Raw genomic sequence first — 18,562 nt, forward strand, 5'->3', positions numbered from 1 at the left:
ATGACCACCTCTGCTAACCAGTACGTCGAGGCTCTGCGGTCGTCACTGAAGGAGATCGACCGGCTGCGCAAGCAGAACCAGCAGCTGATCGCCGCAGCGGTGGAACCGATCGCGATCGTGGGCATCGGCTGCCGGTACCCCGGCGGGGTGGCCTCGCCCGAGGAGCTCTGGCAGGTCGTCGCGGAAGGCAGGGACGTGATCGGCGGATTCCCCGCCGATCGCGGCTGGGACGTCACCGATCTCCACTCCGCCACCGTCGAAGGTGGTTTCCTCGAAGACCCGGCGTCGTTCGACGCCGGGTTCTTCGGCATCTCGCCCCGCGAAGCCGTCGTCATGGACCCGCAGCAGCGCCTCCTGCTCGAAACCGCCTGGGAGGCCCTGGAACGCGCGGGCGTGAACGCGCAGTCGTTGCGCGGCACCAAGACCGGCGTGTTCATGGGCACGACCTCGCAGGACTACGCCGACCTGCTCTCGCGCTCGGGCGAGGACGTCGGCCTGTACGCCACGACCGCGTTCGCCGCTTCCGTCCTCTCCGGCCGCATCTCCTACCTGCTGGGACTGGAAGGTCCCGCCGTCACGGTCGACACCGCCTGCTCTTCTTCTTTGGTGGCACTGCACCTCGCCTCGTCCGCGCTGCGCGCCGGTGAGTGCGACCTGGCGCTGGCCGGTGGTGTCGCGGTCATGACGACGCCCGCCGGGTTCGCCGCCTTCACCTCGCAGGGCGGGCTCGCCGGAAACGGGCGCTGCAAGGCGTTCTCGGACGACGCGGACGGCACCGGCTGGTCCGAGGGTGTCGGCGTGCTGGTGCTGAAGCGCCTGTCCGACGCGCAGCGCGCCGGCGACAAGATCCTCGCCGTGGTGCGCGGTTCCGCCGTCAACCAGGACGGTGCCTCCAACGGCCTGACCGCGCCGAACGGGCCCTCGCAGCAGCGCGTCATCCGTCAGGCACTGCAGAACGGCGGCCTCGCACCGTCCGATGTGGACGCCGTCGAGGCGCACGGCACCGGAACCACGCTGGGCGACCCGATCGAAGCGCAGGCCATCCTCTCGGTGTACGGGCAGGACCGCGCCGAGCCGCTCTACCTCGGGTCGATCAAGTCCAACATCGGTCACCCCCAGGGGGCCGCGGGTGTCGCCGGTGTGATCAAGGTCGTCATGGCGCTGCAGAACGGACTGCTGCCCCGGTCCCTGCACCTCGGCACGCCCTCGACCCAGGTCGACTGGACCAAGGGCAACGTGTCGTTGCTGCACGACGCGCGGCCGTGGCCCTCGGTCGACCGCCCGCTGCGTGCCGGAGTGTCCGCGTTCGGTGTCTCCGGCACGAACGCGCACGTGATCCTCGAACAGGCTCCCGCGCTGGTCGTCGAAGGCGCCCCGGTCGTGTCCGCTCCCGCTGTGCTGCCGTGGGTTCTGTCCGGTCGCACCACGGCTGCCCTGGACGCGCAACGGGATCGGCTGCAAGCGGTCGTGGACTCCCTGTCTCCGCTGGACATCGCGTTCACGCTGGCGACGGCGCGGGCGTCGTTCGAGCAGCGTGCCGTGGTGCTGCCGGACGGCACCGAGCTCGCCCGCGGGGTGGCCGCCGACGAGACCACGCTCGCGTTCCTGTTCTCCGGACAGGGATCGCAGCGTCTCGGCATGGGACGTGAGCTGCACGCCCGGTTCCCCGTGTTCGCCGCCGCGTTCGACGCTGCTCTTACCCACCTCGACCCTGCGCTGCGTTCGGTGATGTGGGGTGACGACCCCGCGGCGCTGGAGCAGACCCGCTACACGCAGCCCGCGTTGTTCGCCTTCGAAGTCGCCATGTTCCGGTTGCTGGAGTCGTTCGGACTCGTGCCGGAGCAGGTGGCCGGCCACTCGATCGGTGAGATCGCGGCCGCGCACGTCGCCGGGGTGTTCTCGCTGGAGGACGCCTGCGCGCTGGTGACCGCGCGCGCATCGCTCATGCAGGCGCTGCCGGCCGGTGGCGTGATGATCGCCGTGCAGGCCACGGAGGACGAGGTCCTCCCGCTCCTCACCGACGGCGTCTCGATCGCCGCGATCAACGGCCCGGCGTCGCTGGTCATCGCCGGTGTGGAACAAGAGGCACGTAGGATTGTTGAACAACTCAACGATCCTGCGGCCGGCGCCGCACCGCGCAAGGTCAAGCAGCTGCAGGTCAGCCATGCGTTCCACTCACCGCTGATGGAGCCGATGCTGGACGACTTCCGCGCGGCGATCTCCGGCATTTCGTTCAACAATCCCTCAATTCCTTTGTTGGGTCGTGGGATTGTTGAACAACCTGAGTACTGGGTTCGGCACGTTCGCGACGCCGTGCGGTTCCACGACACCGTGACCGCGCTGGGCGACAAGACGTTCGTCGAGGTCGGTCCGGACGGCGTGCTCGCCGCGATGGTCGACGACGCGATCCCGACCGCGCGCAAGGACCGCGGCGAGGAACTGGCGTTCGTGACGGCGCTGGCGCGGCTGCACGTCGCGGGCGTTCCGGTGGACTGGACCCGGCTGTTCGAGGGTTCCGGGGCGCAGAAGGCGGACCTGCCGACCTACGCGTTCCAGCGGCAGCGGTTCTGGCCGCGCCCGAAGACGCAGTCAGGCGACGTGCGCGGCGCGGGCCTCGGCTCGGTCGGTCACCCGCTGCTCGGCGCGGCCGTCGAGCTGGCCGGCTCGTCGGGCCACCTGTTCACGTCCCGGTTGTCGCTGGCGACGCACCCCTGGCTCGCGGATCACGTCGTGACGGGCCGGGTTCTGTTCGCCGGCACCGCATTCCTGGAACTCGCCGTTCGCGCGGCGGACGAGGTCGGCTGCGACCGCGTCGAGGAACTCACGCTCGCCGCGCCCCTCGTGCTGACGCCGGACACCGCCGCCCAGGTGCAGGTCTCCGTCGGCGCGGCCGACGCCGAGGGCAAGCGCAGCGTCGCGATCTTCTCGCGAGCCGAGGGTTCCGTTGACACGCCTTGGCTTCAGCACGCTTCCGGCGTGCTCGGCTCGGGCACCAACGCGGTGTCGTTCGACGCCTCGGTGTGGCCGCCCGCCGGTGCCGAGTCCGTCGACATCGCCGGGTCGTACGAGCGCTTCACCGACATGGGCTTCGACTACGGCCCGGTTTTCCAGGGCCTGCAAGCGGTCTGGCGCGGCGGTGACGGCGTCGTCTACGCCGAGGTGTCACTGCCCGAGGACGTTGATGGCGGCGCGTTCGGGCTGCACCCGGCCTTGCTGGACGCCGGCATGCACGCTGCGGGGTTCGGTGACCTCGGCTCGATCAGCCGCGGTGGACTGCCGTTCTCCTGGCAGGGCGTGTCGCTGCACGCGTCAGGTGCTTCCGCGGTGCGGGTGCGGCTGTCGCGCGGCGAGGACGGCTCGATGGAGATCGCCGTCGCCGACGCGACCGGCGCACCTGTTGCGTCCGTGGAGGCTCTGCAGACGCGGCCGGTTCCCGTTGACGAGCTGGGGTCCGGGGTCGAGCGCGACTCGTTGTTCCGCATCGAGTGGGCGCCTGTCGAGTTGCCGGCCGGGTTCGGGGAGCAGTCCGTCGTGGTGCTCGGGCCGGACGTGCTGTCGCTGGCCGCCGGTCCGGTCGTCTCCGAGTTGACCGATGCCGATTTGACGCTGGTTCCTGTGGTCGGCACGGATGTTCGCGAGACGTGTGCGCGGGTGTTGGCGCTGATCCAGGAGTTCGTGACGCGGCCTGAGGGCAGGCTCGCGTTCGTGACGCGCGGCGCGGTGGACGGCGACGATCTCGCCGCGGCCGCCGCGCGTGGACTGGTGCGGTCGGCGCAGTCCGAGCACCCCGGCCGTTTCGTGCTGGTGGACCTGGACTTCTCCGACGCCTCCGTCGGTGCGGTGCTGCACGCGTTGACGACCGACGAGCCGGTGCTGGCGATCCGCGACGGTGTCGTTCTGGCCGCCCGCCTCGCCCGTGCCGCGCTGCCCACCTCGCAGTTGTCCTGGTCGGGTCGCGTGCTCATCACCGGTGGGACCGGCGGGCTCGGTCAGCTGGTGGCCCGGCACCTCGTTGCGGAGCACGGTGTTCGTGAGCTGCTGTTGGTCTCGCGCAGCGGCTCCGCTGACGTCTCGGCGTTGCGGGAGCTGGGCGCGGACGTGATCGTCGAGGCGTGTGACGTCTCCGACCGTTCGGCGCTGGAATCGTTGCTGTCGCGGCACTCCGTCGGCGGCGTCGTGCACACGGCCGCAGTGCTGGACGACGGTGTCGTTGAATCTTTGACGCCGGAGCGCATCGGCGTTGTCCTGGGCCCGAAGGCGGACGCGGCTCTGCACCTGCACGAGTTGCTGCCCGACGTGCCTTTCGTGCTGTTCTCGTCGGCCGCGGGTACGTTCGGCGGCGCTGGACAGGCGAACTACGCCGCTGCCAACGCGTTCGTCGATGCTCTCGCTCGTGTCCGCCGCGCATCCGGGCAACACGCCGTCGCGCTGGCGTGGGGCGCCTGGGAACAGACCTCGGGCATGACCGCCGCGATGTCGGACGCCGACATGCAGCGCATCGCCCGGTCCGGCATGCCTCCGCTGAAGGTCGCCGAGGGCCTGGCCCTGTTCGACGCCGGTGCCGCCGGATCGGACGCTTTCCTGCTGCCGCTTCGCCTGGATCTTCCCGCGTTGCGCGCCCAGGGCACGCCGCCGCCGTTGCTGCGCGGCCTGATCAAGACCCCGAAGCGGCGCGCAGCCGCCCAGTCCGTTGCCGCGGAAGGACTTGTCGCCGAACTGTCGAGGCTCGGCTCCGACGCCCGGCTGGAAGCGTTGCTGGGACTGGTCGCCACCGAGGTCGCCGCCGTGCTCGGCCACGGCAGCGCGTCCGAAGTGGATCGCACCCGCACGTTCCAGGGTCTCGGGTTCGACTCGCTGACCGCCGTCGAGCTGCGCAACCGCCTGACCGCGTCGACCGGCATCCGCCTGCCCGCGACCCTGATCTTCGACTACCCGACCGCGGGCGCCCTCGCCTCCTACCTGGTGGACGAGTTGTTCGGCGCGGACGTGTTCGTGCCGGAAGTGGTCGCTGGAGCCGTTTCCGACGACCCGATTGTGATCGTCGGCATGGCCTGCCACTACCCAGGCGGCGTGGCGTCGCCGGAAGACCTGTGGCGCCTGGTGTTCGAGGAGCGCGACGGCGTCACGGGCTTCCCGTCGAACCGCGGCTGGGACCTCGACGGGCTCTTCGACCCGGACCCGGACGCCGCCGGCAAGACCCACGTGATGCAGGGCGGGTTCCTGCACGACGCCCCGTCGTTCGACCCGGACTTCTTCGGCATGTCCCCGCGCGAGGCACTCGCCACGGACGTGCAGCACCGGCTGCTGCTGCGCACCGCGTGGGAGGCCTTCGAGCGTGCGGGCATCGACCCGGCTTCCGTTCGTGGCTCCAAAACGGGCGTGTTCGCGGGCGTGATGTCCAACGACTACTCGACTTTGGTGTCCGACGACATCTTCGAGGGCTACCAGGGCACTGGCACCGCACAGAGCGTCCTGTCCGGCCGTGTCGCCTACACCTTCGGACTGGAGGGCCCCGCCGTCACCGTCGACACGGCTTGCTCTTCTTCTTTGGTGGCACTGCACCTCGCGTCTTCGGCTCTGCGCAACGGCGAATGCTCGCTGGCACTGGCCGGCGGCGTGACCGTGATGTCGACGCCGGGCTCGTTTGTCGCGTTCTCCAAACAGCGCGGTCTCGCGATGGACGGCCGCTGCAAGTCGTTCGCCGACGCCGCCGACGGCACCGGCTGGGGCGAGGGCGTCGGTCTGCTGGTGCTGGAACGCCAGTCCGACGCTGTCAGGAACGGGCACACCGTGCTGGCGGTCGTGCGGGGCTCGGCGGTCAACCAGGACGGCGCCTCGAACGGCCTGACCGCGCCGAACGGCCCGTCGCAGCAACGCGTGATCCGCTCCGCGCTGGCTTCGGCCGGGCTTTCCGTGACCGACGTCGACGTCGTCGAAGCGCACGGCACCGGCACCACCCTGGGTGACCCGATCGAGGCGCAGGCGCTGCTCGCCGTGTACGGCCAGGACCGGCCGTCGCCGCTGCTGCTCGGCTCCATCAAGTCGAACATCGGCCACACCCAGGCCGCCGCCGGTGTCGCCGGCATCATCAAGATGGTCCACGCGATGCGTCACGGCGTCGTGCCCGCGACCCTGCACGTCGACCAGCCGTCGACCCACATCGACTGGACCGCGGGCGAGGTCTCCCTGGTCACGGCCGCGACGACCTGGCCTTCCGTCTCCCGCCCGCGTCGCGCCGGGGTCTCGTCGTTCGGCGTCTCGGGCACGAACGCGCACGTGATCTTGGAAGCGCCGAGCGCGCCGGAACTGTCAGACCTGCCTGAGATGATTGAGATGGGGGCTCGCGGCCCCCTGGGGGCCCGCCAACCGGGATCGATTCAGCAGGACCTCGTGCCCTACGTGGTGTCGGCGCGCTCGGCGGACGCGTTGGCCGGGCAGGTCGAGCGGATCAAGGCGTGGCCGGGAGACGCGGCGGACATCGCGTTCTCGTTGCTGACCACGCGCGCGTTGTTCGACCACCGGGCCGTGGTGCTCGGTGGTGAGGTGCTGGCTCGCGGTGTCGCCACGCCCGGCGAGACGGCGTTCCTGTTCAGCGGGCAGGGGTCGCAGCGGATCGGCATGGGGCGTGAGCTGTACGCGGCGTTCCCCGTGTTCGCCGAGGCGCTCGACGCGGTGCTGGCCAACCTCGACCCGGCCGTCCGCGAGGTCATGTGGGGTGACGACCAGGAGGCGCTCAACCAGACAGGGGTCGCGCAACCTGCGCTGTTCGCGTTCCAGGTCGCGCTGTATCGGCTGTTCGAGTTCTACGGCGTGAAGCCGCGCCACATCGCGGGCCACTCCATCGGCGAGATCGCCGCCGCGCACGTCGCCGGCGTGTTCAGCCTCGAAGACGCCTGTCAGCTCGTGACGGCGCGTGCGTCGCTCATGCAGGCGTTGCCTGCCGGTGGCGCCATGGTGTCCGTGGTCGCCTCCGAGAAGAAGGTGCGCGAGCACCTGACCGATGGCGTGTCCATCGCGGTGGTCAACGGGCCTCGGTCCGTGGTGATCGCCGGCGTCGAAGAAGAAGTGCTCGCCATCGCGCAGAAGTGGAAGAACAAGCGGCTCAAGGTCAGCCACGCGTTCCACTCGCCGTTGATGGAGCCGATGCTGGACGACTTCCGCGAGGCGATCAGCGGGCTGACGTTCCACGAGCCGGTCGTAGGAATGTCGACATCCGGCGATGTCGACACCGTCGACTACTGGGTGAACCACGTCCGCGACACGGTCCGCTTCCACGACAACGTCACCGCGTTGGGTGATCTGAAGTTCGTGGAGATCGGGCCGGACGGCGTGCTGTCCGCGATGGTGGACGGCTGCGTGCCCGCGGTGCGGCGCAACGTTGACGAGGTCAAGTCAATGTTGACGGCATTGAGTCGAATCAACGTTGACGGCGTCAACGTTGATTGGAACCGGTTCTGTCAACATGGCCGGAAGATCGACCTGCCGACTTACGCGTTCGAGCAGCGAACGTTCTGGCCGGAGGTGTCCACGCGCTCGGATGTCCGGTCGGCCGGTCTCGGCGCGGTCGAGCACCCGCTGCTCGGTGCCGCCGTCGAGCTCGCCGGGGGAGAAGGTCTGCTGTTCACGAGCAGGCTGTCGCCGCGCACCCACCCGTGGCTGCGGGACCACTCGCTGCACGGCAAGGTCCTCGTGCCCGGCGCGGCACTCGTCGAACTCGCGCTGCGCGCCGCGGACGAGGTGGGCCTCGATCGAGTGGACGAGCTGACGATCGCGGCGCCGCTCGTGCTGCCCGAGTCCGGTGCCGTTCAGGTGCAGATCCGGGTCGGCGGGGACGGTGACCGGCGGGCGGTGGCGATCCACAGCCGTCCAGAGGACAGCGACCTGCCGTGGACCGAGCACGCGTCCGGCTTCCTGACGTCCGGCGCCACGACCGCGGACTTCGACACCTCGACGTGGCCGCCCACGGGCGCGGAAGCCGTGCAGATCGACGGCGCGTACGAGCGGTTCGCGGAACTCGGGTTCGACTACGGGCACGCGTTCCAGGGGCTGCGGGCCGCGTGGAGGCTGGGCGACCAGGTGTTCGCCGAGGTCGCGCTGCCCGAGGACGTCACCGCCACCGGCTTCGGCATCCACCCGGCGCTGCTGGACGCGGCGCTGCACGCGGTCGCGTTCGCCGACCAGCGGACCGAGGGCGCGGTGCCGTTCTCGTGGGAAGGCGTCGCACTGCACGCGGTCGGCGCCACGTCGTTGCGGGTGCGGCTGCGGACCACGAGCGACAGTTCCATGGAGATCGCCCTCGCCGACACCGTCGGTACGCCGGTCGCGACGGTCGGGTCGCTCGTCACGCGGGCCGTGTCGGCACCGCGGCTCAGCGCCGCGCAGGACGCGTTGTTCGGGCTGGACTGGGTGCCGATCACCCTCACCGAGGCGGTTCCGGCGGCCCACGTCGTCGAACGCGTCGAGACGGAAGGCTCTCCGGTCGAGGCCGCGCACGCGGTGACGGCTCAGGCGCTCGCGAAGATCCAGGAGTGGATCGCGGCCGAACGTGCCGAGAAGCTCGTTTTCGTGACGAGGCAAGGCGATCTGGGTGCTTCGGCGGTCTGGGGACTCGTGCGGGCCGCGCAGTCGGAACACCCCGGACGATTCGCGTTGATCGAGATCGACGGCGACCTGCCGGACGCGGCGCTCGCGAGTGCCGAGCCGCAGCTGCGGGTGCGGGGCGGCGAGGTCTTCGTGCCGCGCGTCGCCCGCGTCGCCGCCGGCGAGAGCGTTGTGCTGGAAGGACCTGTGCTGATCACCGGCGGTACCGGTGGGCTCGGCCAGGTCGTCGCGCGGCATCTCGTGGCCGCACATGGTGTTCGCGAACTGGTGCTGGCCAGCCGTCGCGGTGAGACGCCGGACTGGGTGGCGGAGCTGGACGCGTCGATCACGGTCGCGGCCTGCGATGTCGTCGACCGGCACGCCGTCGCGAACCTCCTTGCGGGGCATCGGATCCGTTCCATCGTGCACACCGCGGGCGTTCTGGACGACGGCGTCATCGAGTCGCTCACGCCAGAGCGTCTGTCGAACGTGTTGCGTCCCAAGGTCGATGCCGCGTGGAACCTGCACGAGCTTGCAGGCGACGTTTCGGCGTTCGTCGTCTACTCGTCCGGTGCGGGCATCTTCGGTTCCTCGGGCCAGGGCAACTACGCGGCGGGCAACACGTTCCTCGACGCGTTGGTCGAGCACCGCCGTTCGCTGGGCCTGCCGGGCGTGTCGCTGGCGTGGGGCGCGTGGGCGGAGACGGGCATGCTGTCCGGCGCTGATGCCGAGCGGCTCGCCAAGTCGGGCATGCCGCCGATCACGCCCGCGGAAGGCGTCGAACTCTTCGACGCCGCATTGTCTTCGGGTGCCGCGCTCGTGTTGCCGCTGCGGCTGGATCTGCCGGTGTTCCGTGCGCGCGGCGAGGTTCCGGCCGTGCTGCAGGGGCTGGTGAAGGTCCGCACTCGTCGGGTGGCGGCGTCCGGCACGTCGTCGTCGCTGGTGCGGAAGCTGACCGGCCTCGACGACACCGGCCGTCTGGAGGCGTTGCTGGACCTGGTCCGGGCCGAGGTCGGCGCGGTGCTCGGACACAGCGACGGCGAGACGATCGACCCGTCGCGCGCTTTCCAGTCGCTGGGCTTCGACTCGCTGACCGCGGTCGAACTGCGCAACCGCCTCGGCGAGGTCACCGGGTTGCGCCTGCCCGCGACGCTGACGTTCGACTACCCGACCGCCGCCGTGCTCGCCGGTTTCCTGAAGGACGAGCTGTTCGGGGCTGTGGACGCGGTGTCGTCTCTGCCCGCTCTGGTGTCCACTTCGGACGATCCGATCGTGATCGTCGGCATGGCCTGCCGCTATCCCGGAGGCGTGTCGTCGCCGGAGGACCTGTGGCGGCTCGTGGCCGAGGGCGTCGACGCGATCACGGAGTTCCCGGTCAACCGAGGCTGGGACGTCGACGGCATCTACCACCCGGACCCCGACCACGCGGGCACGACCTACTCGATCGCCGGTGGCTTCCTGCACGAGGCGGGGGCCTTCGACCCGGCGTTCTTCGGGATGTCGCCGCGCGAGGCGCTGGCCACGGACTCGCAGCAGCGCCTGCTGCTCGAGACCACCTGGGAGGCGCTGGAGCGCTCCGGGATCGACCCGGCCTCGTTGCGCGGCAGTGCGACCGGCGTGTTCACCGGTGTCATGTACAACGACTACGCGTCCATTCTGGACGGTGGCGAGTTCGAGGGGCACCAGGGTCAGGGCAGCGCGGGTTCGATCGCTTCGGGCCGTGTCTCCTACACGTTCGGCTTCGAGGGCCCGGCCGTCACGGTCGACACCGCGTGCTCTTCGTCTTTGGTGGCACTGCATCTGGCTTCGCAGGCGTTGCGCTCGGGGGAGTGCTCGCTGGCCGTGGCCGGCGGCGTGACGGTGATGTCGACGCCCACCACCTACGTCGAGTTCTCCCGTCAGCGCGGGCTTTCCGTGGACGGACGGTGCAAGGCGTTCTCCGACGACGCGGACGGCACCGGCTGGGGCGAGGGCGTCGGTCTGCTGGTGCTGGAACGCCAGTCTGATGCTGTTCGCAACGGCCACACGGTGCTGGCGGTCGTGCGCGGCTCGGCGGTCAACCAGGACGGCGCGTCCAACGGCTTGACCGCGCCGAACGGTCCGTCGCAGCAACGCGTGATCCGTTCCGCGCTGGCTTCGGCCGGGTTGTCGCCGGCGGATGTCGACGCCGTCGAGGCGCATGGCACCGCCACCAAGCTCGGTGACCCGATCGAGGCACAGGCGCTGCTGGCGGTGTACGGGCAGGACCGCGCCGAGCCGCTCTACCTGGGCTCGATCAAGTCGAACATCGGCCACACGCAGGCGGCCGCCGGTGTCGCGGGCGTGATCAAGATGGTGCAGGCGCTGCGCCACGGCGTGCTGCCCGAGACGCTGCACGTCGGCACGCCGACCACGCAGGTCGACTGGGAGTCCGGCGCCGTCGAGGTGCTGACCTCGTCGCGTACGTGGCCTTCGGTGTCGCGCGCACGTCGCGCTGGCGTCTCGTCGTTCGGCGTTTCTGGCACGAACGCGCACGTGATCTTGGAGGCTCCGGACGCTCCGGAATTGTCAGACCTGCCTGAGATGATTGGGATGGGGGCTCGCGACCCCCTGGGGGCCGGCCAGTCCGAATCGATTCCGCGGGTCGGCGCTGTGCCGTTGTTCGAAGCGGTGCCGTTGGTGGTGTCGGCGAAGTCCGCGGCGGCGTTGCGGGCGCAGGTTGAGCGGATCACGGCGTTGGTGGGCAGTGGTGTGTCCGCTGTGGACGTCGGGTTCTCGCTGGCTACCACGCGAGCGCTGTTCGACCACCGGGCCGTGGTGCTCGGCGGTGAGGTCGTCGCGGAAGGTGTGGCGGCGGGCAGGCCGTTGGCGTTCCTGTTCTCCGGGCAGGGGGCGCAGCGGATCGGGGCCGGGCGTGAGCTGTACGAGGCGTTCCCGGTGTTCGCGGAGGCGTTCGACGCCGCGCTGGTCAACCTCGACCCCGCGCTGCGCGAGGTCATGTGGGGCGACGACCAGGAGGCGCTGAACCAGACCGGGGTCGCGCAGCCGGCGTTGTTCGCCGTCGAGGTGGCGCTGTACCGGTTGATCGAGTCGTTCGGGGTGCGGCCGGACCACCTGGTCGGGCACTCGGTCGGGGAGATCGCGGCGGCGCACGTCGCGGGTGTGTTGAGCCTTGAGGACGCGTGTTTGCTTGTCACGGCGCGGGCGGCTCTCATGCAGGCGTTGCCGGTCGGTGGCGCGATGGTGTCCGTCATCGCTTCCGAAGCCGAGGTCACCCCGCACCTCACCGCTGGCGTCTCGATCGCGGCGGTCAACGGGCCGCGCACGGTCGTGATCGCCGGTGTTGAAGACGAGGTGCTGGCTGTCGCGGCCAAGTGGAAGAGCAAGCGGCTGAAGGTGTCGCACGCGTTCCACTCGCCGTTGATGGAACCGATGCTGGACGACTTCCGTGAGGCGATCAGCGGGATCGAGTTCCGCGATCCCGTTGTCGGAATGTCGACCTCCGGCGATGTCACCACCGTCGACTACTGGGTGAACCACGTCCGGGACGCGGTGCGATTCCACGAGAACGTCACTCGGCTGGGTGACGTCACGCTGGTCGAGGTCGGGCCGGACGCCCAGTTGAGCGCGATGGTGGACGGCTCGACGCCCGTGTTGAGGCGTGACCGCGGTGAAGTCGCGTCAATGTTGACCGCACTCGGTCAAGTACATGTTGACGGAATCAATGTTGACTGGACGCCGCTGTACACAGGTGGACGGAAGGTCGATCTGCCCACCTACGCGTTCGAGCACCAGATGTTCTGGCCGAAGGCGGTGCGCAGGGCCGGTGACGTCGGCGCGCTCGGGCTCACGCGGGTGGAGCACCCGTTGCTCGGGGCGGCGGTCGACGTCGCTGGAGCGGACGGGGTGCTGTTCACGAGCCGGTTGTCGCTGGGCTCGCACCCGTGGCTCGCGGATCACCGCGTGTTCGGACAGGTGTTGTTGCCGGGCACCGCGTTCCTGGAGCTTGCGGTTCGCGCGGGTGACGAGGTCGGGCTCGATCGCGTCGACGAGTTGACGCTGGCCGCGCCGCTCGTGCTGCCCGAGCAGGGTGCGGTGCGGGTTCAGGTCGCGGTGGGCGAGGAGGAGAACGGGCGTCGCACGGTCGGAGTCTTCTCACGACCGGATGGCGAGAACTCGCCGTGGACGCAGCACGCCACCGGCTTCCTGGCGAGTGGCGCGTCTGCCGGTGACTTCGACGCGACCGCCTGGCCGCCGGACGCGGAGAGCGTTGACGTTGACGTTGAAGGGGCTTACGAGCGGTTCGCGGAGAACGGCTTCGAGTACGGGCCGGTGTTCCAGGGACTGCGAGCGGTGTGGCGCGGGGACGGCGAGGTGTTCGCCGAGGTCGCGCTGCCCGAGGACGTGGACGGGGCGGCGTTCGGCCTGCACCCGGCGCTGCTCGACGCCACGCTGCACGCCGGTGGGTTCTTCGACGGGGCCGAGGCAGGGCTGCCGTTCTCGTGGGAAGGCGTGTCGCTGCACGCCACCGGCGCGGCGTCGGTCCGGGTGAGGCTGCGGCGCGACGGGGACGCGTGGGTGATCGCGGTCGCCGACACGACGGGCGCTCCGGTCGCGACGATCGCGTCGCTGGTGACGCGGGCGGTGTCCGGGCAGCAGGTGAGCGCGGTGGATCGCGACTCATTGTTCCGGCTCGACTGGGTGCCGGTGTCGCTGCCCAACGCCGGTGCGGCCGCCGTGTGTGTGGAGGAGTTCGTTGGCGACGGGGACGTCGTCGCGCAGACGCACGCTCTCGCTGCCCGTGCGCTGGAGTTGGTGCAGCGCTGGGTTGCCGAGGAGCGCGCTGAACGGCTCGTGTTCGTGACACGGCAGGACGATCTGGCCGCGAGCGCGGTGCACGGACTGGTCCGTGCCGCGCAGAACGAGCACCCCGGCCGGTTCACTCTCATCGACACCGATGCCGAGGTGTCCGAGCGGGTTCTCGCGATCGACGAGCCGCAACTGCGGGTGCGGGACGGTCAGGTTTCCGTGGCACGGCTCGCGCGGGCCGAGGCGGCGGAGCCGGGCGAGTTCACCGGGCCGGTGCTGATCACCGGCGGTACCGGCGGGCTGGGCCGGGTGATCGCGAAGCACCTCGTCGAACGGTACGGCGTCCAGGAACTGGTGCTGGTCAGTCGCACCGGCAAGGCGGAAGTGTCCGATTTGGACGCCAAGGTCGCCGTCGTCGCGTGCGATGTCAGTGACCGCAAGGCGTTGCAGAAGGTGTTGAAGAAGCACAAGGTCCGCAGCGTCGTGCACACCGCCGGCGTGCTGGACGACGGCGTGATCGAGTCACTCACGCCGGAGCGGTTGTCGGCCGTGCTCAAGCCCAAGGTCGATGCTGCCTGGAACCTGCACGAGCTCACCAAGAACCTCGACAACTTCGTTCTCTTCTCCAGCGCCGCCGGCACGTTCGGTGCGGCGGGGCAGGCGAACTACGCGGCGGGCAACGCGTTCCTCGACGCCTTGGCACAGCACCGGCGTTCGGCCGGGCTGCTGGCGGTGTCGCTGGCGTGGGGCGCGTGGGACCAGACCGGCATGCTGTCCGAGGCCGACGCCGAACGCATGGCACGGGGCGGAACGCCGCCGCTGTCGGTGGAGCAGGGGCTCGCGCTGTTCGACGCGGCGATCGCCGGTGAGGACGCGGTGCTGCTGCCGTTGCGCCTGGACCTCGCGACGTTGCGCGGCCACCACGAGATCCGCCCGCTGCTGCGCGGACTGATCCGCACGAAGGCCCGTCGCGCGGCGGCCCAGGCCGACTCGGGACTGGTGCGGCGCCTCACCGCGATGGCGCCGGAGGCACGGCTCACCGCGCTGCTCGACCTGGTGCGCACCGAGGTCGCGGCAGTGCTCGGGCATGACGGCGTCGCCGCGGTGGACCCGGCGAAGGCGTTCCAGGACCTCGGTTTCGACTCGCTGACCGCGGTCGACCTGCGCAACCGCCTGACCGGTGTCACCGGCCTGCGCCTGCCGAGCACGCTGATCTTCGACTACCCGACGTCCGCGGTGCTCGCCGGTTTCCTGCGCGACGAGCTGTTCGGCGCCTCGGACGCGGTGCCGGAGCTGCCCGCGCTGACGTCCACTTCGGACGATCCGATCGTGATCGTCGGCATGGCCTGCCGCTACCCCGGCGGCGTTGCCTCACCGGAACAGCTGTGGGACCTCGTGGTCGACGGCCGCGACGCCATCACCGAGTTCCCGTCCAACCGCGGCTGGGACCTCGACTCGCTCTACCACCCGGACCCCGACCACATCGGCACCTCGTACACGAAGTCCGGCGGCTTCCTGCACGACGCCGACCAGTTCGACCCGGAGTTCTTCGGCATGTCGCCGCGGGAGGCGGTGTCGACCGACGCGCAGCAACGTCTGCTGCTCGAGGCGTCGTGGGAGGCCTTGGAGCGGTCGGGGATCGACCCCGTCGCGCTGAAGGGCAGCCCGACCGGTGTGTTCGCCGGTGTCATGTACAACGACTACTCGCTGCTGCTCGAAGGAGATTCCGAGGGTTACCAGACGACCGGCGGTTCGCCTTCGGTGGTGTCGGGCCGTGTCTCCTACACGTTCGGCTTCGAGGGGCCCGCGGTCACGCTCGACACGGCGTGTTCGTCGTCGTTGGTCGCGATGCACTGGGCGATGCAGGCTCTCCGCGCCGGTGAGTGCTCGCTGGCGCTGGCCGGTGGTGTGACCGTGCTGGCTTCTCCCGGCGCGTTCATCGGATTCTCGCGGCAGCGCGGGCTGTCGCCGGACGGCCGCTGCAAGGCGTTCTCCGACTCCGCCGATGGCGTCGGCTGGTCCGAGGGGGTCGGCGTGGTCGTGCTGGAGCGACTGTCTGACGCTGTTCGCAACGGCCACAACGTGTTGGCTGTCGTGCGCGGCTCGGCGGTCAACCAGGACGGCGCTTCCAACGGCCTGACCGCGCCCAACGGACCTTCGCAGCAACGGGTGATCCGGCAGGCGCTGGCGTCCGCCGGTCTGTCCACTGCGGACGTCGACGTCGTCGAAGCGCACGGCACCGGTACGTCTCTGGGTGACCCGATCGAGGCGCAGGCGCTGCTCGCGACCTACGGGCAGGACCGGCCGTCGCCGCTGCTGCTCGGTTCGATCAAGTCCAACATCGGTCACACCCAGGCCGCGGCCGGTGTCGCCGGCGTGATCAAGATGGTGCAGGCGCTGCGGCACGGCGTCGTGCCGCAGACGCTGCACGTCGACGCGCCGTCGTCCCACGTGGACTGGGAGGCGGGGTCGGTTCAGCTCCTGACCGGCAACGCTTCGTGGCCCGAGGTGTCTCGTGCCCGCCGCGCCGCCGTCTCGTCGTTCGGTGTTTCCGGCACGAACGCGCACGTGATCTTGGAAGCCCCGGACGCTCAGGAATTGTCGGACCTGCCTGAGATGATTGAGATGGGGGCCTCGAGCCCCCTGGGGGCCGGCCAGCCGGGATCGATTCAGGTCGTGGGGGCGCCGCTGGTGGTGTCGGCCAAGTCGGCGGCGTCGTTGCGGGCGCAGGTCGAGCAGGTCGGCGCGCTCGTGGCGAGTGGTGTGTCCGCTGTGGACGCCGGGTTCTCGCTGGCGACCACGCGGGCGTTGTTCGACCACCGGGCGGTGGTGTGGAACGGCGTCGAGCTTGCCAGTGGTGTGGTGCGGAACCGGCCGCTTGCGTTCGTGTTCTCCGGGCAGGGGTCGCAGCGCGTTGGCATGGGGCGTGAGCTGTATGACGCGTTCCCGGTGTTCGCCGAGGCGTTGGACGCCGCGTTGGTCAACCTCGACCCCGCGTTGCGCGAGGTCATGTGGGGCGATGATGCCGAGGCGCTGAACCAGACCGGGTACGCGCAGCCTGCGATCTTCGCGGTCGAGGTGGCGTTGTTCCGGTTGCTGGAGTCGTTCGGGGTGCGGCCTTCGCAGCTTGCCGGGCATTCCATCGGTGAGATCGCCGCCGCGCACGTCGCGGGTGTGCTGAGCCTGGACGACGCGTGCCTGCTGGTGACGGCGCGTTCGGCGCTCATGCAGGCGTTGCCGGCCGGTGGCGCGATGGTGTCCGTCATCGCGTCCGAGGACGAGGTGCGTGAGCACCTGACGGACGGTGTGTCCATCGCCGCCGTCAACGGGCCGCGGTCTGTGGTGATCGCCGGTGTTGAGGCGGAGGTGCTGGCAGTCGCGGAGCGGTGGAAGAGCAAGCGGCTGAAGGTGTCGCACGCGTTCCACTCGCCGCTCATGGAGCCGATGCTGGAGGACTTCCACGAGGCGATCAGCGCGCTGACGTTCCACGAGCCGGTTGTAGGAATGTCGACATCCGGCGATGTCACGACCGTCGACTACTGGGTGAACCACGTTCGGGACGCCGTGCGCTTCCACGACAACGTGACGGCGTTGGGTGACGTGACGCTGGTCGAGGTCGGGCCGGACGCGCAGTTGACGGCGATGGTTGACGGGTTGATTCCGACGTTGACGCGGGTCAAGTCCGATGTTGAGTCAATGTTGACTGCACTGAGTCATGTACATGTTGACGGAATCAATGTTGATTGGGCGCGGTTCTACGGTGGCGGCAAGCGCGTCGAGCTGCCCACCTACCCGTTCAACCGGCAGCGGTACTGGCCGGCGAGTGCCGGGAAGGCGTCGGACGCGTCCGGGCTCGGGCTGGTCAGCGTCGGGCACCCGTTGCTCGGCGCGTCGGTGGAACTGGCCGAGGGCGAAGGCGTCGTGTTCACCAGCCGGGTGTCGCTGAGCACGCACCCGTGGCTCGCGGACCACGTGATCATGGGGCGCAACCTGGTGCCGGCCGCCGTCCTGATCGAGCTCGCGATGCGGGCCGGGGACGAGGTCGGGCTCGACCGGGTCGACGACCTCACGCTGGCCGCGCCGCTCGTTCTGCCGGAGCGCGGCGCCGTGCAGGTGCAGTTGAAGGTCGGTGCGGAGAGCAACGGTCGTCGGCAGTACGCGATCCACTCACGGCCTGAGGACGCGCCGGACTTGCCGTGGACGCAGCACGCGACCGGTTTCCTGGCCAGTGGCACGAGCGGCAGCGACTTCGACGCCGCCGTCTGGCCGCCTGCCGGGGCCGTGGCGATGGACTACGAGGAGTGCTACGAGCGGTTCGCGAGTGCCGGGTTCGCCTACGGGCACGCGTTCCAGAACCTCAAGGCGGCCTGGCGGGCCGGCGGGGAGATCTACGCCGAGCTCGCGTTGCCGGAGGACGTCGACGGTGCCGCGTACGGGCTGCATCCGGCGTTGCTCGACTCGGCGCTGCACGCCGCGTTGCTGGACGAGACGCTCGACGCCGGTCTGCCGTTCTCGTGGGAGGGCGTGACGCTGCACGCCACCGGGGCGAGCGAACTGCGCGTCAAGCTGACCCGCGACGAGAGCGGCATGCGCAGGACGATCGCGCTGGCCGACGTCACGGGTGCACCGGTCGCCACGGTCGAGGCCGTGATCGTGCGGGCCGTGAACGTCGAACAGCTCGGCGAGGCCAGGCAGAGCGAGCTGTTCGGGCTCGAGTGGGTGCCGGTCACGCAGGAGGACGTCGCCGCGCCCGCGTCGGTCGCGGTGCTCGGGCCGGACGTGCTCGACCTCGGGTTCCCGGTCGTCGACTCGATCGCCGACACCGACGCGGGGCTTGTGCTGGTGCCGATCGTGGGGTCGGAGGACGTGCTCGGCAGCACGCATCGCAACACGTCGCGCGTGCTGGGGTTGGTGCAGGAGTGGATCAGCAGCGGTAAGGACGGCAGGCTCACGTTCGTCACGCGCGGTGCGACCAGCGGTGAGGACATGGGGGCCGCGGCGGTCTGGGGGCTGGTGCGGTCGGCGCAGTCCGAGCACCCGGAGCGGTTCGGACTGATCGACCTGTGCGGCAACAACCTCTCCACCGCAATGGTTTCCGTGGCGTTCGGGGTCGACGAGCCGCAGCTGGTGGTGCGGGACGGCGAGGTGCTGGCCGCGCGGCTGGCGCGGGTCACCGGTGAGTCCGAGGTTCGGT

General features: G+C 70.2%; 1 protein-coding gene (running past one end of the window). It reads left to right on the top strand.

All coding sequences use genetic code 11. From position 1 onward, the window contains the following. A protein-coding gene (locus ACIQF0_RS03495; RefSeq protein ID WP_401023989.1) for an SDR family NAD(P)-dependent oxidoreductase crosses the window boundary here: on the top strand, nucleotides 1-18,562 show its 5' portion. It continues 11,219 nt past the right edge of the window; 18,562 of the gene's 29,781 nt are visible here — the first part of the coding sequence; it begins with the start codon at nucleotides 1-3; its stop codon lies beyond the right edge, outside the window.

Source organism: Lentzea sp. NPDC092896 (genome assembly GCF_044754905.1).
Lineage (GTDB): Bacteria > Actinomycetota > Actinomycetes > Mycobacteriales > Pseudonocardiaceae > Lentzea.